A 23347-nucleotide genomic window follows, 5' to 3' on the forward strand; every position below is an offset into this window, starting at 1 on the left:
TCAGGCGTTATCGATCTTGATGGTGGGGTCGGCACCGCTGATCAACGAGTTGACCGTGGTGTTGGACCAGTTGACCCCTTCCAGCTTGATAGACACATCGGCATTGGCCAGGCCACCGGCTGCGTTGAGCTTGCCTTCGGTGCTGACCTGCAAGGTCGAGGACCCATCGACGGTGGTGATCTTCAGGAAGTTGTCGATAGTGCTGGCCTTCTCACCTTGCAGCAGGTCGCGCAAGTCCAGGCGGTCACCCTCGCTGACTTTGAAGTCCTTGATCACGTCACTGCCAATGTCACCGGACTTCCACACGAAGGTGTCGGCACCGCTGCCACCGATCAGCATGTCATTGCCTTGGCCGCCGATCAGGGTGTCGTTGCCAGTGCCGCCCAGCAGGATGTCATTACCTTTGCCGCCATCGAGGGTGTCATTACCCCCCTGGCCGAAGAGGATGTCATTGCCTGCGCCCCCCATCAGGGTGTCGGCGCCATCATTGCTGCCCGCAATATCGAACTCGGTGTAATGCTCGGAGATGTACTTGTGCATTGCCCGCGCGTCGACATCGCCCGCATCCACACCGAGCTTGTTCGCCACGTAACCCTGGATCGCCTCTACACCCGTGCCGGCGACCGTCGGGAAGGTCAGCAGGTCGCCGAAGATGATGTCGTTGCCATCACCACCGTTGACCGTGTCGTTGCCCGGCTGGGTGACTTCGGTGTGGCCGAGGATGGCATCTGCCAGTTTGCTCGGGTCGATGTTGGCCTGTGGCTTGCCATCGGAGTCATAGGGCTTCAGGTCATCCTTGTTCACGCCGCTGTTGAGGCCAATCGCCTCGACGTCGGACAAACCAGCGAGGATCTTGAAGCTGTCAGTCGAGTTGTTGGTGGTTGCCCGGTCAGTCGAGTTGCCCGTGCCGTCGCGGGTCGACAGCTCATAACCCCCATTACCCTCGGCACGTATAGTGGCTGTGCTCTGGGTGGACCATTTGTAGTAGTAACCCGAGTTCCAGCTCCAGTCCAACTCGCGAACCTGCATGGTCAACTTGCCGCTGCTGTCGATCGAGAGACGGTTGTTGGTATCCAACTGATAGTTGGTAACGGTATCGCCCATCTTGTAGTTGATCGACGACAGGAACGTATCGAGCTTGACGTTGGTGTTGCCCAGGTTCGGGTTGCCCTGTTCACTGGTCTGGTAGTAGGTCGGCTCACCGTCAGTGATGAAGAATGTCTGGTTACTACCGGTGCTACCTGCAGCCTTGAGGTTGGCGAACCAGTTGGCTGTCGTTTTGAAGGCATCCTCATAGTTGGTGCCGCCATTGGAGTTCAACGTGCCCAGCGCACTCAGCAGGGTTTTCAGGCCCGCATCGTTGAGGGTCACCGATACGCTGCTCTTTACCTGGGTGGCAAAGTCGACCAACAGAATATTCACCGTCCCGGACTGTGCGCCCTTGACGCTTGCAGCCAAGGTCTTGAACACTGACTCCAGCGATTGCTTCGCGGCATCGACGCCCGCAGAGCCCATACTGCCCGAGGTGTCGACGATGAAGGCGATGTTGTAGTCCTTGCCTGGTACCACGTGCAGGCCGCTGACATCCGCGACCACGATGTCATTGCCATCGGTGCCGGTGATGGTATCGCTGTCGGACGACAGGTTGCTGGTGGTGTACGACTGCGGGTAGACCGTGACCTTGATGCTGCCTTCGCTGGTGGCAGTGCTGCCGCCAACGCTTTCGGTGGACGTCGAAGTGACTTTCACGTCGAACTGGCCGGAGTAGTAGGCCGGCGGCTTGATGGTCAGGCTGCCCAGATTCCAACCCGTGACATCCACCGCACTGGCACCAACGGTGAAGGTATGGCCTGCATTGTCGGCCACTACCGAGCCTGTCGGGATGCCGCTGAGCTTGACGCTCAGGCTCTCGGAACCATCGGTGTCGGTCAGCGCGGTACTGATGCCTACCAACTTGACCGGCGCACCATTCTCGCCGCCTTCGTTGAGCTTGTAGCCGTCGTAGTAACCCACGCCGTTGCTGCCATGCAGGTCGGACACCGTGACACCGGCGTTGGCCAGCGCGGCGACGTTCGGGTACATCGGGATGTTGGCGCTGCTAAGGTCTGTGACTGCGCCATTACCCACCTTGATGTTGACGTCAAGGCTGCCTGGCCCGGCCTGGTTGGCGTTGTAGATCTCCAGGGTGTAATAGCCGCTGGTGGTCGGGGTGTAGCTGCCGGAAATGCTGCCGCTGGCCGAGCCCCAGGTGCCGCCGGCGACGTTCTTGCCGCCGATGACGATTTGCAGGCTGTCGTCAGCGGTGCCACTGAAGGTGTAGGTCTTGCCGGCCTCCAGGTAGATCAGGCCTGAGGTCTTCGAGCCCGACCCCGGGGTGACGGTGGCCGTGGTGTCGACCGTGGTCACCTGCTCGCTCTTGCCGGCGCTGCCGGAGTTGGCGAACACGTTCTTCAGCGCGTCACCGGTGATGCCATTGCCGTTGGTGCCCAGGCCGTTGAGGCTGGTCCAGGTTTCCTTGGTCAGGCCCAGCGAGTTGACGTTGTTGCTGCCAATGCTCAGGTCCGGCTTGTCGGCCATCGGCGTGATATCGACCTTGAGCGTGGCTTCGCTGCCCGTGCCCTTGCCATCGGTAGGCGCGTACTTGATCTGCGCGTAGTCCGCCTGCTTGTTGCCCACACCGGTACCACCGTAACCGTCGACACCCGACTGGTTAGCCACGGGAACGAACTTGAGCTTGCCGGCGGCGATGTCGGCCTGGCTGATGGTCTGGCCTGCCTTCACATCGACCCAGTTGGTGCCGTTGTACAGCTTCAAGGTACCGGCCCCTGGCAGCTGGGTGATGGTCACCCCTAGGCTGCTAAGCGAGGAGTCGACATCGCTGATGTTGAAGTCGCTCCAACCCAGCACCAGGTCGGTGTCCTCGGTGCCGGTGACCGCTCCGCCGGTAGTGGTAGGCAGGTCATTGACCGCCACGACGTTGACCGTGGTGGTGGCCGTGTTCGAGGTGTTCACACCGTCAGTCACCGTGACCGTGATGATCCGAGGGACGGTGCTCGGGTCTTCACTGGTGTTGATGAAGGTGATGTTCTTGATCGCCTGGATGTAGTCAGCCAGCGAAGCGGTGCCGCTCAGGGTCAGGACCACCTTGCCATCGGTGCTGTTGGCGTTGATCGAAATGCCATTGACGCTGTTGCCCAGGTTCAGGGCATCGCCTGGCTGGCGGTTGGTCAGGGTCACCGTCGCGCCGGTCAGCATCGAGCTGTCGAAGTCGGTGATCGACACGTCGATATCGCCGATCGAAACACCGCTTCCTGGCTGGTTCTCGGTGAACGTGGTCTGGTAGTCGGCGCCGGTCTTGCCGCTAGAGTTGTTGGCGTCCAGGTCCAGAACGGGCGCCGGCTCGAAGATCTGGGTGGTGACGCTACCAGCGCTGCCGCTGACCGCCAGGTTTTCGAAGTTGCCGCCAGTGGCCGAGTCGATCTTGACGGTGAACTGCTCGGTACCTTCGGTGACGTTGTCCTTGATGGTCGGGATGGTGAAGGTGGCTGAGTTGCTGCCCGCTTTGATCGTGACGATGGCCACACCGGTGTAGTCGGCGCCATTGGCGGCGGTGCCGGTATACGAAAGCTTCACCGTCACATCGGTTTGCGCATTGTTGCTGAGGTTCAGCGTGTAAGTAGCGTTGCCGCCTTCGGCAACAGCGGTTGTACCACTGATGCTCAGGGTGGTCGTCTGGATGGTGTCGGTCACGGCGGTGACCGCTGGCGTGTTACTGACGACGAGGTTTTCGAAGTTGCCCCCTGAAGTGCCGGTAATTTTCGCCGACACGTCCGCTGCATCGATGTACACATCCTCGGCGGGCGCGGCGACAATCACCGAGCCTGACGTTTTGCCTGCTGCAATGTTGATGGTCTGGCCATTGCTCAGGGTGACCGTCATCGCCGTGCCCGCCGGGTTGCTCAACGTGGCGGTATAGGTGATCTGGCCACCTTCGGCGACCGTGGGCGTGGCGCTGAGGGTCAGGCTGGTATTGTCGATGGTGTCGGAGACCTTGGTGACCGCGTAAGCGCCGTCAACGGCCAGCAATTCGAAATCGCCGCCGGTGCTGCCGTCGATCTTGACCTGTACCGAGCCAGCATCGATGTAGGGGTCATCGCCTGGCGCGTTGAGGGTGATGCTGCCCTCGGTCTGACCTTTGGCGATTGAGATGGTCTCGCCATTGCTCAATTTGATGGTCATGTCAGAACCGGCCTTGTTGGACAAGGTTGCGGTGTAGGTGATCTTGCCGCCTTCGGCGACCGTTGGCGTCGCGCTCAGGACAAGGCTCGTGGTGTCCTTGGTGCCTGCCACATCCGTTACCGTCGTTGACGGGGAGCCAGCGGTGACCAACTTCTCGTAATTGCCGCCGTCGACCTTGGTGATGCTGTTGGTCAGCGCGGTGTTGGTGTTGTAGACGTTGTTCGGCGCGGTGAAGTTGACCGAGCCGGACGATTCGCCGACGCCGATGGTAATGCTCTGGCCGTTGGCCAGGGTCACGACCAGCGGGCTACCGGTAACCGGGGCCGACACCGAGGCGGTGTACACCACAGTACCGCCCTCGACCACGCTTGGAGTGGCGGTCAACGTGACGGTCGACGTGTCGAGCGTATCGCTGACGTTGGTCACGGCTTGCGCCGGGTTGACCGCCAGCTTCTCGAAGTCGCCACCGGTGGTACCGGTGATGGTGGCTTTGACCTGGCCGGCGTCTTTGTAGACGTCATCAGCCGGTGCAGCGACGGTCACTTGGCCAGTGGTCTGCCCGGCCGCGATGTTGATGGTCGCGCCGTTGCTCAGCGTCACGGTCATTGCCGTGCTGGCGGGGTTGCTCAGCGTAGCGGTGTAGACGATCTGACCGCCCTCGGCAACTTCGCCAGTGGCGCTCAGCACCAGGTTGGTGGTGGCCTGAGTAGCCGGGCTGTCGGTGACCGTGGTGGTCGGGGTACCCGCGGTATCCAGCTTCTCGTAGTTACCGCCGTCGACCTTGGTGATGCTGTTGGTCAGCGGTGCATTGGTGTTGTAGACGTTGTTTGGCGCGGTGAAGTTGACCGAGCCGGACGACTCACCGACGCCGATGGTAATGCTCTGGCCGTTGGCCAGGGTGACCACCAGTGGGCTGCCGGTGACTGGGGCCGACACGGACGCGGTGTACACCACGGTACCGCCCTCGACCACGCTTGGAGTGGCGGTCAACGTGACGGTCGACGTGTCGAGGGTATCGCTGACGTTGGTCACGGCTTGCGCCGGGTTGACCGCCAGCTTCTCGAAGTCGCCACCGGTGGTGCCAGTGATGGTGGCTTTGACCTGACCGGCGTCTTTGTAGACGTCATCAGCCGGTGCAGCGACGGTCACTTGGCCAGAGGTCTGGCCTGCCGCGATGTTGATAGTTGCGCCGTTGCTCAAGGTCACGGTCATCGCCGTGCCGGCTGGGTTGCTCAGCGTGGCGGTGTAAACGATCTGACCGCCCTCGGCGACATCGCCAGTTGCGCTCAGCACCAGGTTGGTGGTGGCCTGAGTAGCCGGGCTGTCGGTGACCGTGGTGGTCGGGGTACCCGCGGTATCCAGCTTCTCGTAGTTACCGCCGTCAACCTTGGTGATGCTGTTGGTCAACGGTGCATTGGTGTTGTAGACGTTGTTTGGCGCGGTGAAATTGACCGAACCGGACGACTCACCGACGCCGATGGTAATGCTCTGGCCGTTGGCCAGGGTCACGACCAGCGGGCTACCGGTAACCGGGGCCGACACCGAGGCGGTGTACACCACGGTGCCGCCCTCGACCACGCTTGGAGTGGCGGTCAGGGTCACCGTGCTGGTATCGAGCGTATCGCTGACGTTGGTTACGGCTTCAGCTGGATTCACTGCCAGCTTCTCGAAGTCACCACCGGTGGCACCAGTAACGCTGACTTTAACCTGGCCAGCGTCTTTGTAGACGTCATCCGCCGGGGCTGGAACAGAGACCGTGCCGGTGGTTTGGCCAGCCGCGATATTGATGGTCGCGCCGTTGCTCAGCGTCACGGTCATTGCCGTGCCCGCTGGGTTGCTCAGCGTGGCGGTGTAGACGATCTGACCACCTTCAGCGACATTGCCGGTGGCGCTCAGCACCAGGTTGGTGGTCGCCTGGGTAGCCGGACTGTCAGTGACCGTAGTGGTTGGAGTACCGGCGGTATCCAGCTTCTCGTAATTACCGCCGTCGACCTTGGTGATGCTGTTGGTCAGCGGCGCATTGGTGTTGTAGACGTTGTTCGGCGCGGTGAAATTGACCGAACCGGACGACTCACCGACGCCGATGGTAATGCTCTGGCCGTTGGCCAGGGTCACTATCAGCGGGCCACCGGTAACCGGGGCCGACACCGAGGCGGTGTACACCACGGTACCGCCCTCGACCACGCTTGGAGTGGCGGTCAACGTGACGGTCGACGTGTCGAGCGTGTCGCTGACATTGGTCACGGCCTCAGCCGGATTCACTGCGAGGTTCTCGAAGTCGCCACCGGTGGTGCCGGTGACGGTGACTTTGACCTGACCGGCGTCTTTGTACACGTCATCGGCCGGTGCCGGAACAGAGACCGTACCGGAGGTCTGGCCGGCCGCGATATTGATGGTCGCACCGTTGCTCAGCGTCACGGTCATCGCCGTGCCCGCGGGGTTGCTCAAGGTCGCGGTGTAAACGATCTGACCGCCTTCAGCGACATCGCCAGTGGCGCTCAGCACCAGGTTGGTAGTCGCCTGCGTAGCCGGGCTGTCGGTGACCGTCGTAGCTGGAGTACCAGCGGTATCCAGCTTCTCGTAATTACCGCCGTCGACCTTGGTGATGCTGTTGGTCAGCGGTGCATTAGTGTTGTAGACGTTGTTCGGCGCGGTGAAATTGACCGAACCGGACGATTCGCCGACGCCGATGGTGATGCTCTGGCCGTTGGCCAGGGTCACGACCAGCGGGCTACCGGTAACCGGGGCCGACACGGACGCGGTGTACACCACGGTACCGCCCTCGACCACGCTTGGAGTGGCGGTCAAAGTGACGGTCGACGTGTCGAGGGTATCGCTGACGTTGGTTACGGCCTCAGCCGGACTCACCGCCAGCTTCTCGAAGTCACCGCCAGTGGTACCGGTGACGGTGGCTTTGACCTGGCCGGCGTCTTTGTAAACATCGTCAGCCGGGGCTGGAACAGAGACCGTGCCGGTGGTTTGGCCGGCCGCGATATTGATGGTCGCGCCGTTGCTCAGCGTCACGGTCATCGCCGTGCCCGCTGGGTTGCTCAAGGTCGCGGTGTAGACGATCTGACCGCCTTCGGCGACATCACCGGTAGCACTCAGCACCAGGTTGGTGGTCGCCTGGGTAGCGGAGCTGTCGGTGACTGTGGTGGTTGGAGTACCGGCAGTATCCAGCTTCTCGTAATTACCGCCGTCGACCTTGGTGATGCTGTTGGTCAGCGGGGTGTTGGTGTTGTAGACGTTATTCGGCGCAACAAAGTTGACCGAACCGGACGACTCGCCAACGCCGATGGTGATGGTTTGGCCGTTGGCCAGGGTCACCACGAGTGGGCTACCGGTGACTGGGGCCGACACCGAGGCGGTGTACACCACAGTACCGCCCTCGACCACGCTTGGAGTGGCGGTCAGGGTCACCGTGCTGGTATCGAGCGTATCGCTGACGTTGGTTACGGCCTCAGCCGGACTCACCGCCAGCTTCTCGAAGTCACCACCGGTGGTGCCAGTAACGCTGACTTTGACCTGGCCAGCGTCTTTGTAGACGTCATCGGCCGGTGCCGGAACAGAGACCGTACCGGAGGTCTGGCCTGCAGCGATATTGATGGTCGCGCCGTTGCTCAGGGTGACGGTCATCGCCGTGCCGGCAGGGTTGCTCAGCGTGGCGGTGTAGACGATCTGACCGCCCTCGGCGACATCGCCGGTGGCGCTCAGCACCAGGTTGGTAGTCGCCTGGGTAGCCGGGCTGTCGGTGACCGTGGTGGTGGGAGTACCGGCGGTGTCCAGCTGTTCGTAATTGCCGCCTTCAACCTTGATAATACTGTTGGTCAGCGGCGCATTGGTGTTGTAGACGTTGTTCGGTGCGGTGAAGTTGACCGAACCGGACGATTCGCCAACGCCGATGGTGATGGTTTGGCCGTTGGCCAGGGTCACCACGAGTGGGCTACCGGTGACTGGGGCCGACACCGAGGCGGTGTACACCACAGTACCGCCCTCGACCACGCTTGGAGTGGCGGTCAGGGTCACCGTGCTGGTATCGAGCGTATCGCTGACGTTGGTTACGGCCTCAGCCGGACTCACCGCCAGCTTCTCGAAGTCACCACCGGTGGTGCCAGTAACGCTGACTTTGACCTGACCGGCGTCTTTGTAGACGTCATCGGCCGGTGCCGGAACAGAGACCGTACCGGAGGTCTGGCCTGCAGCGATATTGATGGTCGCGCCGTTGCTCAGGGTGACGGTCATCGCCGTGCCGGCAGGGTTGCTCAGCGTGGCGGTGTAGACGATCTGACCGCCCTCGGCGACATCGCCGGTGGCGCTCAGCACCAGGTTGGTAGTCGCCTGGGTAGCCGGGCTGTCGGTGACCGTGGTGGTGGGAGTACCGGCGGTGTCCAGCTGTTCGTAATTGCCGCCTTCAACCTTGATAATACTGTTGGTCAGCGGGGTGTTGGTGTTGTAGACGTTATTCGGCGCAACAAAATCGACCGAACCGGACGACTCGCCGACGCCGATGGTGATGCTCTGGCCGTTGGCCAGGGTCACGACCAGCGGGCTACCGGTAACCGGGGCCGACACCGAGGCGGTGTACACCACAGTACCGCCCTCGACCACGCTTGGAGTGGCGGTCAACGTGACGGTCGACGTGTCGAGCGTATCGCTGACGTTGGTCACTGCCTCAGCCGGATTGACCGCAAGATTTTCGAAGTCACCACCGGTGGTACCCGTGACGGTGACTTTGACCTGACCGGCGTCTTTGTAGACGTCATCGGCCGGTGCCGGAACAGAGACCGTACCGGAGGTCTCGCCTGCAGCGATATTGATGGTCGCGCCGTTGCTCAGGGTGACGGTCATTGCCGTACCCGCTGGGTTGCTCAGCGTGGCGGTGTAGACGATCTGACCGCCTTCAGCGACATCGCCGGTGGCGCTCAGCACCAGGTTGGTAGTCGCCTGGGTAGCCGGGCTGTCGGTGACTGTGGTGGTTGGAGTACCGGCAGTGTCCAGCTGTTCGTAATTGCCGCCTTCAACCTTGGTAATACTGTTGGTCAGCGGGGTGTTGGTGTTGTAGACGTTATTCGGCGCAACAAAGTTGACCGAACCGGACGACTCGCCAACGCTGATGGTGATGGTTTGGCCGTTAGCCAGGGTTACGACCAGCGGCGAACCGGTGACCGGAGCGCTAACCGACGCGGTGTAGGTGACCACGCCACCTTCGACTACTGAAGCATTGGCGGTCAGGGTCACCGTGCTGGTATCGAGGGTATCGCTGACATTGGTCACGGCTTCAGCCGGATTGACCGCAAGATTTTCAAAGTCACCACCGGTGGTGCCGGTGACGGTGACTTTGACCTGGCCCGCGTCTTTGTAGACGTCATCGGCTGGTGCGGCGACGGTCACTTGGCCAGAGGTCTGGCCGGCCGCAATATTGATGGTCGCGCCATTGCTCAGCGTCACGGTCATCGCCGAACCCGCTGGGTTGCTCAGCGTGGCGGTGTAGACGATCTGACCGCCTTCGGCGACATCGCCAGTGGCGCTCAGCACCAGGTTGGTAGTCGCCTGGGTAGCCGGACTGTCGGTGACCGTCGTGGTCGGGGTGCCCGCGGTATCCAGCTTCTCGTAATTACCACCGTCGACCTTGGTAATGCTGTTGGTCAACGGTGCATTGGTGTTGTAGACGTTGTTCGGCGCGGTGAAGTCGACCGAGCCGGACGACTCACCGACACCGATGGTGATGCTCTGGCCGTTGGCCAGGGTGACCACCAGTGGGCTGCCGGTGACTGGGGCCGACACGGACGCGGTGTACACCACGGTACCGCCCTCGACCACGCTTGGAGTGGCGGTCAGGGTCACCGTGCTGGTATCGAGCGTGTCGCTGACATTGGTCACGGCTTCAGCCGGATTGACTGCGAGGTTCTCGAAGTCGCCACCGGTGGTACCAGTGACGGTCGCTTTGACCTGGCCGGCGTCTTTGTACACGTCATCAGCCGGGGCAGCGACGGTCACTTGGCCAGAGGTCTGGCCGGCCGCGATATTGATGGTCGCACCATTGCTCAGGGTCACGGTCATCGCCGTGCCGGCTGGGTTGCTCAAGGTCGCGGTGTAAACGATCTGGCCGCCTTCGGCGACATCGCCGGTGGCGCTCAGCACCAGGTTGGTAGTCGCCTGCGTAGCCGGGCTGTCGGTGACCGTCGTAGTTGGAGTACCCGCGGTATCCAGCTTCTCGTAGTTACCGCCTTCAACCTTGGTGATGCTGTTAGTCAGCGGCGCATTGGTGTTGTAGACGTTGTTCGGTGCGGTGAAGTCGACCGAGCCGGACGATTCGCCGACACCGATGGTGATGCTCTGGCCGTTGGCCAGGGTGACCACCAGTGGGCTGCCGGTGACTGGGGCCGACACGGACGCGGTGTACACCACGGTGCCGCCCTCGACCACGCTTGGAGTGGCGGTCAAAGTGACGGTCGACGTATCGAGCGTATCGCTGACATTGGTTACGGCTTCAGCAGGATTGACTGCGAGGTTCTCGAAGTCACCACCGGTGGTACCAGTAACGCTGACTTTGACCTGGCCAGCGTCTTTGTAAACGTCATCAGCTGGTGCGGCGACGGTCACTTGGCCAGAGGTTTGGCCGGCTGCAATGTTGATGGTCGCGCCGTTGCTCAGGGTGACGGTCATCGCCGTGCCGGCTGGGTTGCTCAAGGTCGCGGTGTAGACGATCTGACCGCCTTCAGCGACATCGCCGGTGGCGCTCAGCACCAGGTTGGTGGTCGCCTGGGTAGCCGGGCTATCGGTGACTGTGGTGGTCGGGGTGCCCGCGGTATCCAGCTGTTCGTAATTGCCGCCTTCAACCTTGGTGATGCTGTTGGTCAACGGTGCATTGGTGTTGTAGACGTTGTTCGGCGCGGTGAAGTTGACCGAGCCGGACGACTCGCCGACACCGATGGTGATGCTCTGGCCGTTGGCCAGGGTGACCACCAGTGGGCTGCCGGTGACTGGGGCCGACACGGACGCGGTGTACACCACAGTACCGCCCTCGACCACGCTTGGAGTGGCGGTCAGGGTCACCGTGCTGGTATCGAGCGTGTCGCTGACATTGGTCACGGCTTCAGCCGGATTGACCGCAAGATTTTCAAAGTCACCACCGGTGGTACCAGTGACGGTCGCTTTGACCTGGCCGGCGTCTTTGTAAACGTCATCCGCCGGGGCTGGAACAGAGACCGTACCGGAGGTCTGGCCGGCCGCGATATTGATGGTCGCACCGTTGCTCAGCGTGACGGTCATCGCCGTGCCCGCGGGGTTGCTCAAGGTCGCGGTGTAAATGATCTGACCGCCTTCAGCGACATCGCCAGTCGCGCTCAGCACCAGATTGGTGGTCGCCTGGGTAGCAGGGCTGTCAGTGACCGTAGTGGTTGGAGTGCCCACAGCATCCAACTTCTCGTAATTCCCGCCGTCGACCTTGGTGATGCTGTTGGTCAGCGGTGCATTGGTGTTGTAGACGTTGTTCGGTGCGGTGAAGTTGACCGAACCGGACGATTCACCGACACCGATGGTGATGCTCTGACCATTGGCCAGGGTCACGACCAGCGGCGAACCGGTGACCGGAGCGCTAACCGACGCCGTGTAGGTGACCACTCCACCTTCGATTACCGAAGCATTCGCCGTCAGGGTCACGGTCGACGTATCGAGCGTGTCGCTGACATTGGTCACGGCTTCAGCCGGATTGACTGCGAGGTTCTCGAAGTCGCCACCGGTAGTGCCAGTGATGGTGGCTTTGACCTGGCCGGCGTCTTTGTAGACGTCATCGGCCGGTGCTGCGACGGTCACTTGGCCAGTGGTCTGGCCTGCAGCGATATTGATGGTCGCGCCATTGCTCAGCGTGACGGTCATTGCCGTACCCGCTGGGTTGCTCAAGGTCGCGGTGTAAACGATCTGACCGCCTTCAGCGACATCGCCAGTGGCGCTCAGCACCAGGTTGGTGGTCGCCTGGGTAGCCGGGCTGTCGGTGACTGTGGTGGTCGGGTTGCCAGCGGTGTCGAGCTGTTCGTAATTACCGCCGTCGACCTTGGTGATGCTGTTGGTCAGCGGTGCATTGGTGTTGTAGACGTTGTTCGGTGCGGTGAAGTTGACCGAACCGGACGATTCACCGACACCGATGGTGATACTCTGACCATTGGCCAGGGTCACGACCAGCGGCGAACCGGTGACCGGAGCGCTAACCGACGCCGTGTAGGTGACCACTCCACCTTCGATTACCGAAGCATTCGCCGTCAGGGTCACGGTCGACGTATCGAGCGTGTCGCTGACATTGGTCACGGCTTCAGCCGGATTGACTGCGAGGTTCTCGAAGTCGCCACCGGTAGTGCCAGTGATGGTGGCTTTGACCTGGCCGGCGTCTTTGTAGACGTCATCGGCCGGGGCCGGAACAGAGACCGTACCGGAGGTCTGGCCGGCGGCGATATTGATGGTCGCGCCGTTGCTCAGAGTCACGGTCATCGCCGTGCCCGCTGGGTTGCTCAAGGTCGCGGTGTAAACGATCTGACCGCCTTCAGCGACATCGCCAGTCGCGCTCAGCACCAGATTGGTGGTCGCCTGAGTAGCAGGACTGTCGGTAACCGTGGTGTTTGGAGTACCTGCGGTATCCAGCTTCTCGTAATTACCGCCGTCGACCTTGGTAATGCTGTTGGTCAGCGGGGTGTTGGTGTTGTAGACGTTGTTTGGCGCGGTGAAGTTGACCGAGCCGGACGACTCACCGAGGCCGATGGTAATGCTCTGGCCGTTGGCCAGGGTGACCACAAGTGGGCTGCCGGTGACTGGGGCCGACACGGACGCGGTGTACACCACGGTACCGCCCTCGACCACGCTTGGAGTGGCGGTCAAAGTGACGGTCGACGTGTCGAGGGTATCGCTGACGTTGGTTACGGCCTCAGCCGGACTCACCGCCAGCTTCTCGAAGTCACCGCCAGTGGTACCGGTGACGGTGGCTTTGACCTGGCCGGCGTCTTTGTAGACGTCATCAGCCGGTGCGGCGACGGTCACTTGGCCAGAGGTCTGGCCTGCAGCGATGTTGATGGTCGCGCCGTTGCTCAGGGTCACGGTCATCGCCGTACCCGCTGGGTTGCTCAGCGTGGCGGTGTAAACGATCTGGCCGCCTTCAGCGACATCGCCGGTGGCGCTCAGCACCAGGCTGGTAGTCGCTTGGGTAGCAGGACTGTCGGTAACCGTGGTGGTTGGAGTACCGGCGGTATCCAGCTTCTCGTAATTACCACCGTCGACCTTAGTGATGCTGTTGGTCAACGGTGCATTGGTGTTGTAGACGTTATTCGGCGCAACAAAGTCGACCGAGCCGGAGGACTCACCGACGCCAATGGTGATGCTCTGACCGTTGGCCAGGGTGATCACGAGTGGGCTGCCGGTGACCGGAGCGCTAACCGACGCCGTATAGGTGACCACCCCGCCTTCGACAACCGAGGCATTGGCAGTCAGGGTCACGGTCGACGTGTCGAGCGTATCGCTGACATTGGTTACGGCTTCAGCCGGATTGACTGCGAGGTTCTCGAAGTCACCACCGGTGGTGCCGGTAACGCTGACTTTGACCTGACCGGCGTCTTTGTAAACGTCATCCGCCGGGGCTGGAACAGAGACCGTGCCAGTGGTCTGGCCTGCCGCGATATTGATGGTCGCACCGTTGCTCAGCGTCACGGTCATCGCCGTGCCCGCTGGGTTGCTCAGCGTGGCGGTGTAAACGATCTGACCGCCTTCAGCGACATCGCCGGTGGCGCTCAGCACCAAACTGGTAGTCGCTTGGGTAGCCGGACTGTCGGTGACCGTCGTGGTCGGGGTGCCCGCGGTATCCAGCTGTTCGTAATTGCCGCCTTCAACCTTGGTGATGCTGTTGGCCAGCGGCGCATTGGTGTTGTAGACGTTGTTCGGTGCGGTGAAGTTGACCGAACCGGACGACTCGCCAACACCGATGGTGATGGTTTGGCCGTTGGCCAGGGTGACCACAAGTGGGCTGCCGGTGACCGGAGCGCTAACTGACGCCGTATAGGTGACCACCCCGCCTTCGACAACCGAGGCATTGGCCGTCAGGGTCACGGTCGACGTGTCGAGCGTATCGCTGACATTGGTCACGGCCTCAGCCGGATTCACTGCGAGGTTCTCGAAGTCGCCACCGGTGGTACCGGTGACGGTGGCTTTGACCTGACCGGCGTCTTTGTAGACGTCATCCGCCGGGGCTGGAACAGAGACCGTGCCGGTGGTTTGGCCAGCCGCGATATTGATGGTCGCGCCGTTGCTCAAGGTCACGGTCATCGCCGTACCCGCTGGGTTGCTCAGCGTGGCGGTGTAAACGATCTGACCGCCCTCGGCGACATCGCCAGTGGCGCTCAGCACCAGGTTGGTGGTCGCCTGGGTAGCAGGACTGTCGGTGACTGTGGTGATTGGAGTACCGGCAGTATCCAGCTTCTCGTAATTACCGCCGTCGACCTTGGTGATGCTGTTGGTCAGCGGCGCATTGGTGTTGTAGACGTTGTTTGGCGCGGTGAAGTTGACCGAGCCGGACGATTCGCCGACGCCGATGGTGATGGTTTGGCCGTTAGCCAGGGTTAGGACCAGCGGCGAACCGGTGACCGGAGCGCTAACCGACGCCGTGTAGGTGACCACGCCACCTTCGACTACTGAAGCATTGGCGGTCAGGGTCACCGTGCTGGTATCGAGCGTATCGCTGACGTTAGTCACGGCTTCAGCCGGATTGACTGCGAGGTTCTCGAAGTCGCCACCAGTGGTACCAGTAACGCTGACTTTGACCTGACCAGCGTCTTTATAAACGTCATCGGCCGGTGCGGCGACGGTCACTTGGCCAGAGGTTTGGCCGGCCGCAATATTGATGGTCGCGCCGTTGCTCAGCGTCACGGTCATCGCCGTACCCGCTGGGTTGCTCAGCGTGGCGGTGTAGACGATCTGGCCGCCTTCGGCGACATCGCCGGTGGCGCTCAGCACCAGGTTGGTGGTCGCCTGGGTAGCCGGGCTGTCGGTGACCGTGGTGGTCGGGGTGCCCGCGGTGTCGAGCTGTTCGTAATTCCCGCCTTCAACCTTGGTAATGCTGTTAGTCAGCGGTGCATTGGTGTTGTAGACGTTATTCGGCGCGGTGAAATTGACCGAACCGGACGACTCACCGACGCCGATGGTAATGCTCTGGCCGTTGGCCAGGGTCACGACCAGCGGGCTACCGGTGACTGGGGCCGACACCGAGGCGGTGTACACCACAGTACCGCCCTCGACCACGCTTGGAGTGGCGGTCAGGGTCACCGTGCTGGTATCGAGGGTGTCGCTGACGTTGGTCACGACCTCAGCCGGATTGACTGCGAGGTTCTCGAAGTCGCCACCGGTAGTGCCAGTGATGGTGGCTTTGATCTGGCCGGCGTCTTTGTAGACGTCATCGGCCGGTGCTGCGACGGTCACTTGGCCAGTGGTCTGGCCTGCAGCGATATTGATGGTCGCGCCATTGCTCAGCGTGACGGTCATTGCCGTACCCGCTGGGTTGCTCAGCGTGGCGGTGTAAACGATCTGACCGCCTTCAGCGACATCGCCGGTGGCACTCAACACCAGGTTGGTGGTCGCCTGGGTAGCCGGGCTATCGGTGACTGTGGTGGTCGGGGTGCCAGCGGTGTCGAGCTGTTCGTAATTGCCGCCTTCAACCTTGGTGATGCTGTTGGTCAGCGGTGCATTGGTGTTGTAGACGTTATTCGGCGCAACAAAGTCGACCGAACCGGACGACTCGCCAACGCCGATGGTGATGGTTTGACCATTGGCCAGGGTTACGACCAGTGGCGAACCAGTAACAGGCGCCGACACCGAGGCGGTGTAGGTCACCACGCCACCTTCGATTACCGAAGCATTCGCCGTCAGGGTCACGGTCGACGTATCGAGCGTATCGCTGACATTGGTCACGGCCTCAGCCGGATTGATCGCGAGGTTCTCGAAGTCACCACCGGTGGTACCAGTGACGGTCGCTTTGACCTGGCCGGCGTCTTTGTAAACGTCATCCGCCGGGGCTGGAACAGAGACCGTGCCAGAGGTCTGGCCTGCCGCGATATTGATGGTCGCGCCGTTGCTCAGCGTCACGGTCATCGCCGTGCCGGCTGGGTTGCTCAAGGTCGCGGTGTAGACGATCTGGCCGCCCTCGGCGACATCGCCGGTGGCGCTCAGCACCAGGTTGGTAGTCGCCTGCGTAGCCGGGCTGTCGGTAACCGTGGTGTTTGGAGTACCTGCGGTATCCAGCTTCTCGTAATTACCGCCGTCGACCTTGGTGATGCTGTTGGTCAGCGGGGTGTTGGTGTTGTAGACGTTATTCGGCGCAACAAAGTTGACCGAACCGGACGACTCGCCAACGCCGATGGTGATGGTTTGGCCGTTGGCCAGGGTCACCACTAGTGGGCTGCCGGTGACCGGCGCCGACACCGAGGCGGTGTAGGTCACCACGCCACCTTCGATTACCGAAGCATTCGCCGTCAGGGTCACGGTCGACGTATCGAGCGTATCGCTGACATTGGTCACGGCTTCAGCCGGATTGACTGCGAGGTTCTCAAAGTCGCCACCGGTGGTACCGGTGACGGTGGCTTTGACCTGACCGGCGTCTTTGTAAACATCGTCAGCCGGGGCTGGAACAGAGACCGTGCCGGAGGTCTGGCCTGCCGCGATATTGATGGTCGCGCCGTTGCTCAGCGTGACGGTCATCGCCGTGCCCGCGGGGTTGCTCAAGGTCGCGGTGTAGACGATCTGGCCGCCTTCGGCGACATCGCCGGTGGCACTCAGCACCAAACTGGTAGTCGCCTGGGTAGCCGGACTGTCTGTGACCGTCGTGGTCGGGGTGCCCGCGGTTTCGAGCTGTTCGTAATTCCCGCCTTCAACCTTGGTGATGCTGTTGGTCAGCGGTGCATTGGTGTTGTAGACGTTGTTCGGTGCGGTGAAGTTGACTGAGCCGGACGATTCGCCGACACCGATGGTGATGGTTTGGCCGTTAGCCAATGTCACGACCAGCGGCGAACCGGTAACAGGCGCCGACACCGAGGCGGTGTAGGTAACCACGCCACCTTCGACAACCGAAGCATTGGCCGTCAGGGTCACGGTCGACACATCGAGCGTATCGCTGACGTTGGTCACGGCCTCAGCCGGATTGACTGCGAGATTCTCGAAGTCACCACCGGTGGTGTCGGTGATGGTGGCTTTGACCTGCTCGGCGTCTTTGTAGACGTCATCGGCCGGGGCCGGAACAGAGACCGTGCCGGAGGTTTGGCCGGCCGCGATATTGATGGTCGCGCCGTTGCTCAGCGTGACGGTCATCGCCGTGCCGGCGGGATTGCTCAGCGTGGCGGTGTAGACGATTTGACCGCCCTCGGCGACATCGCCAGTCGCACTCAGCACCAGGTTAGTGGTGGCCTGAGTAGCGGGACTGTCGGTGACCGTCGTAGTTGGAGTACCGGCGGTGTCGAGCTGTTCGTAATTGCCGCCTTCAACCTTGGTGATGCTGTTAGTCAGCGGTGCATTGGTGTTGTAGACGTTATTCGGCGCAACGAAGTCGACCGAGCCGGACGATTCGCCGACGCCAATGGTGATGGTTTGGCCGTTAGCCAATGTCACGACCAGCGGCGAACCGGTGACCGGAGCGCTAACCGACGCCGTGTAGGTGACCACCCCGCCTTCGACAACCGAGGCATTAGCCGTCAGGGTCACCGTGCTGGTATCAAGGGTGTCGCTGACATTGGTCACGGCTTCAGCCGGATTGACTGCGAGGTTCTCAAAGTCGCCACCGGTGGTACCGGTGACGGTGGCTTTGACCTGACCGGCGTCTTTGTAAACATCGTCAGCCGGGGCTGGAACAGAGACCGTGCCGGTGGTTTGGCCAGCCGCGATACTGATGGTCGCGCCGTTGCTCAGGGTCACGGTCATCGCCGTGCCTGCCGGGTTGCTCAGCGTGGCGGTGTAAACGATCTGACCGCCTTCGGCGACATCGCCGGTGGCGCTCAGCACCAGGCTGGTAGTCGCCTGGGTAGCCGGGCTGTCGGTGACCGTGGTGGTCGGGGTGCCCGCGGTTTCGAGCTGTTCGTAATTACCGCCGTCGACCTTGGTAATGCTGTTGGTCAGCGGCGCATTGGTGTTGTAGACGTTGTTTGGCGCGGTGAAGTCGACCGAGCCGGACGATTCGCCGACACCGATGGTGATGGTTTGGCCGTTAGCCAGGGTGACCACCAGTGGGCTGCCGGTGACTGGGGCCGACACCGACGCGGTGTACACCACGGTGCCGCCCTCGACCACGCTTGGAGTGGCGGTCAACGTGACGGTCGACGTGTCGAGCGTATCGCTGACGTTAGTTATGGCTTCAGCCGGATTGACTGCGAGGTTCTCGAAGTCACCACCGGTGGTGTCGGTGATGGTGGCTTTGACCTGGCCGGCGTCTTTGTAAACGTCATCCGCCGGGGCTGGAACAGAGACCGTGCCAGAGGTCTGGCCGGCCGCGATATTGATGGTCGCGCCGTTGCTCAGGGTGACGGTCATCGCCGTGCCGGCTGGATTGCTCAAGGTCGCGGTGTAGACGATCTGACCGCCTTCAGCGACATCGCCGGTGGCACTCAGCACCAGGTTGGTGGTCGCCTGGGTAGCTGGGCTGTCGGTGACTGTGGTGGTCGGGGTGCCGGCGGTGTCGAGCTGTTCGTAATTACCGCCTTCAACCTTGGTGATGCTGTTGGTCAGCGGTGCATTGGTGTTGTAGACGTTGTTCGGCGCGGTGAAGTCGACCGAGCCGGACGACTCTCCGACACCGATGGTGATGCTTTGACCGTTGGCCAGGGTCACGACCAGCGGCGAACCAGTAACAGGCGCCGACACCGACGCGGTGTACACCACGGTGCCGCCCTCGACCACGCTTGGAGTGGCGGTCAACGTGACGGTCGACGTGTCGAGCGTATCGCTGACGTTTGTCACGGCCTCCGCCGGATTCACTGCGAGGTTCTCGAAGTCACCACCGGTGGTGCCAGTAACGCTGACTTTGACCTGGCCCGCGTCTTTGTAGACGTCATCGGCTGGTGCGGCGACGGTCACTTGGCCAGAGGTCTGGCCGGCCGCAATATTGATGGTCGCGCCATTGCTCAGCGTCACGGTCATCGCCGAACCCGCTGGGTTGCTCAGCGTGGCGGTGTAGACGATCTGACCGCCTTCGGCGACATCGCCAGTGGCGCTCAGCACCAGGTTGGTAGTCGCCTGGGTAGCCGGACTGTCGGTGACCGTCGTGGTCGGGGTGCCCGCGGTATCCAGCTTCTCGTAATTACCACCGTCGACCTTGGTAATGCTGTTGGTCAACGGTGCATTGGTGTTGTAGACGTTGTTCGGCGCGGTGAAGTCGACCGAGCCGGACGACTCACCGACACCGATGGTGATGCTCTGGCCGTTGGCCAGGGTGACCACCAGTGGGCTGCCGGTGACTGGGGCCGACACGGACGCGGTGTACACCACGGTACCGCCCTCGACCACGCTTGGAGTGGCGGTCAGGGTCACCGTGCTGGTATCGAGCGTGTCGCTGACATTGGTCACGGCTTCAGCCGGATTGACTGCGAGGTTCTCGAAGTCGCCACCGGTGGTACCAGTGACGGTCGCTTTGACCTGGCCGGCGTCTTTGTACACGTCATCAGCCGGGGCAGCGACGGTCACTTGGCCAGAGGTCTGGCCGGCCGCGATATTGATGGTCGCACCATTGCTCAGGGTCACGGTCATCGCCGTGCCGGCTGGGTTGCTCAAGGTCGCGGTGTAAACGATCTGGCCGCCTTCGGCGACATCGCCGGTGGCGCTCAGCACCAGGTTGGTAGTCGCCTGCGTAGCCGGGCTGTCGGTGACCGTCGTAGTTGGAGTACCCGCGGTATCCAGCTTCTCGTAGTTACCGCCGTCAACCTTGGTGATGCTGTTAGTCAGCGGTGCATTGGTGTTGTAGACGTTGTTCGGTGCGGTGAAGTTGACCGAACCGGACGATTCACCGACACCGATGGTGATGCTCTGACCATTGGCCAGGGTCACGACCAGCGGCGAACCGGTGACCGGAGCGCTAACCGACGCCGTGTAGGTGACCACTCCACCTTCGATTACCGAAGCATTCGCCGTCAGGGTCACGGTCGACGTATCGAGCGTGTCGCTGACATTGGTCACGGCTTCAGCCGGATTGACTGCGAGGTTCTCGAAGTCGCCACCGGTAGTGCCAGTGATGGTGGCTTTGATCTGGCCGGCGTCTTTGTAGACGTCATCGGCCGGTGCTGCGACGGTCACTTGGCCAGTGGTCTGGCCTGCAGCGATATTGATGGTCGCGCCATTGCTCAGCGTGACGGTCATTGCCGTACCCGCTGGGTTGCTCAAGGTCGCGGTGTAAACGATCTGACCGCCTTCAGCGACATCGCCAGTCGCGCTTAGCACCAGGTTCGTGGTCGCCTGGGTAGCCGGGCTATCGGTGACTGTGGTGGTCGGGGTGCCAGCGGTGTCGAGCTGTTCGTAATTGCCGCCTTCAACCTTGGTGATGCTGTTAGTCAGCGGTGCATTGGTGTTGTAGACGTTGTTCGGTGCGGTGAAGTTGACCGAGCCGGACGATTCACCGACACCAATGGTGATGGTTTGGCCGTTAGCCAATGTCACGACCAACGGCGAACCGGTGACCGGAGCGCTAACCGACGCCGTGTAGGTGACCACGCCACCTTCGATTACCGAAGCATTCGCCGTCAGGGTCACGGTCGACGTATCGAGCGTGTCGCTGACATTGGTCACGGCTTCAGCCGGATTGACCGCAAGATTTTCAAAGTCACCACCGGTGGTGCCGGTAACGCTGACTTTGACCTGACCGGCGTCTTTGTAAACGTCATCCGCCGGGGCTGGAACAGAGACCGTGCCAGTGGTCTGGCCTGCCGCGATATTGATGGTCGCGCCGTTGCTCAGGGTCACGGTCATCGCCGTGCCCGCTGGGTTGCTCAAGGTCGCGGTGTAGACGATCTGACCGCCTTCAGCGACATCGCCAGTGGCGCTTAGCACCAGGTTGGTGGTTGCCTGAGTAGCCGGACTGTCGGTAACCGTGGTGTTTGGAGTACCTGCGGTATCCAGCTTCTCGTAATTACCGCCGTCGACCTTGGTGATGCTGTTGGTCAGCGGGGTGTTGGTGTTGTAGACGTTATTCGGCGCAACAAAGTTGACCGAACCGGACGACTCGCCAACGCCGATGGTGATGGTTTGGCCGTTGGCCAGGGTCACCACTAGTGGGCTGCCGGTGACCGGCGCCGACACCGAGGCGGTATACACGACGGTGCCGCCCTCGACCACGCTTGGAGTGGCGGTCAGGGTCACCGTGCTGGTATCGAGCGTGTCGCTGACGTTGGTTACGGCCTCAGCCGGGTTGACTGCGAGGTTCTCGAAGTCACCACCGGTGGTGCCAGTAACGCTGACTTTGACCTGACCGGCGTCTTTGTAGACGTCATCCGCCGGGGCTGGAACAGAGACCGTGCCGGAGGTTTGGCCGGCCGCGATATTGATGGTCGCGCCGTTGCTCAAGGTCACGGTCATCGCCGTACCCGCTGGGTTGCTCAGCGTGGCGGTGTAAACGATCTGACCGCCCTCGGCGACATCGCCAGTGGCGCTCAGCACCAGGTTGGTGGTCGCCTGGGTAGCCGGGCTGTCAGTAACCGTGGTGGTTGGAGTACCTGCGGTATCCAACTTCTCGTAATTCCCGCCCTCGACTTTGGTAATGCTGTTGGTCAGCGGTGCATTGGTGTTGTAAATGTTGTTCGGCGCAACAAAGTTGACCGAACCGGACGACTCACCGACACCGATGGTGATGCTCTGACCATTGGCCAGGGTTACGACCAGCGGTGATCCAGTGACAGGCGCCGACACCGAGGCGGTGTACACCACGGTGCCGCCCTCGACCACGCTTGGGGTTGCAGTCAGGGTGACCGTCGACGTGTCAATGCTGTCGCTGATAGTGGTTACAGCGCGCTGGGGATTGATCGACAACTGCTCAAAATTGCCACCGGTGGCGCCGGTGATGGTGGCGGTGACCGTCGAGCCATTGTTGTAAACATCATTGGCCGGCGTCTGGAAGTCCACGCTGCCCGTGGTATTGCCCGCGCCAACGGTAATGGTCTGGCCGTTCGACAGCGTCACGGTCACCGGGGTCTGGGCGGGGTTGCTCAGGGTTACGGTGTAAGTGATCACGCCACCTTCGGTGACGCTTGGCGAAGCGGTAAGGGTCGCAGTCGTGTTGTCTACTGTATCGGTAACCTGAGTCACCGCAGGCGTCTGCGGCAAGGTCACGGTGATGCCAGTACCGCCACTGGTTCCCGTCACGGTGGCGGAGATCTGGCCGCCATCGACGTATGGGGTATCGTTAGCCGGGATCGTCACGTTCACGGTGCCGCTGGTCTGGCCCGCCTGAATGACGATCACTGCCCCATTGGACAGTGTTACGGTCAGGTTGGAAGTAGGTGCCTGGCCGACCGTCGCGGTATAAACGATAACGCCACCCGCTTCGGAGATCGAAGGGGTGGCGGTGAGGGTCAGGCCAGTGGCGACCGTTGCCGGAGTATCGGCGGTGGTGTCGTTGGCATCGGTATCCAGCGCGCCGACCTCCTCGTCATCAAGGTCGGCGGCGAAGCTCAGAGGGTCCGTCGGGAAACCGATGGTCGGGTCCACCGAGCCTGCTGTTTCTTCCAACAGCACAAAACTGTGCCCTCCGCCAACCGAACCGCCACCTGCCGCTGCAGGCCCTGCTGCCGGCGCTTCCAGTTCGGTGGTAGGGTCCACGCCCGCAGCGATCGCTTGTTGCAGCTCTTCCACCGACGGCGCGGCCTGCGCGGTGGCCTGACCCAAGTCGGTGCTGCTGTCGGGTGCATCAGCGCTCCACTGGGTATCACGCCCCAGATCGAGCAAGCGACCATCGGCCAGTTCGAGGGTGACGGCACCGCCCGGGCCGGTGAGCACTTCTTCACCGGCCAACAGGCGATCACCTTCAATGAGTACACGCCGGATGCCTTCTGGGGATACTGCGATGACTTGGCCAACAATACTTTTTACGATGGCTACAACGCTGCTCATTGGA

1 protein-coding gene is annotated in these 23347 nt (G+C 61.8%); it reads right to left on the minus strand.

Annotated features, from left to right (window positions below; all coding sequences use genetic code 11):
- The gene (locus OSW16_RS26190) at nt 1–23343 is read right to left on the minus strand and encodes an immunoglobulin-like domain-containing protein (protein ID WP_267819613.1); all 23343 of its coding nucleotides are present in this window, start codon (nt 23341–23343) and stop codon (nt 1–3) included.
- Nucleotides 23344–23347: the final 4 nt, after the last annotated feature.

Origin of the sequence: Pseudomonas putida (assembly GCF_026625125.1) — a bacterium.
GTDB classification, from domain to species: Bacteria; Pseudomonadota; Gammaproteobacteria; order Pseudomonadales; family Pseudomonadaceae; genus Aquipseudomonas; species Aquipseudomonas putida_X.

What these genes read in the sequence shown, in the direction of transcription:
- OSW16_RS26190 (WP_267819613.1), bottom strand. Translation starts at nt 23,343, where the DNA reads ATGAGCAGCGTTGTAGCCATCGTAAAAAGTATTGTTGGCCAAGTCATC.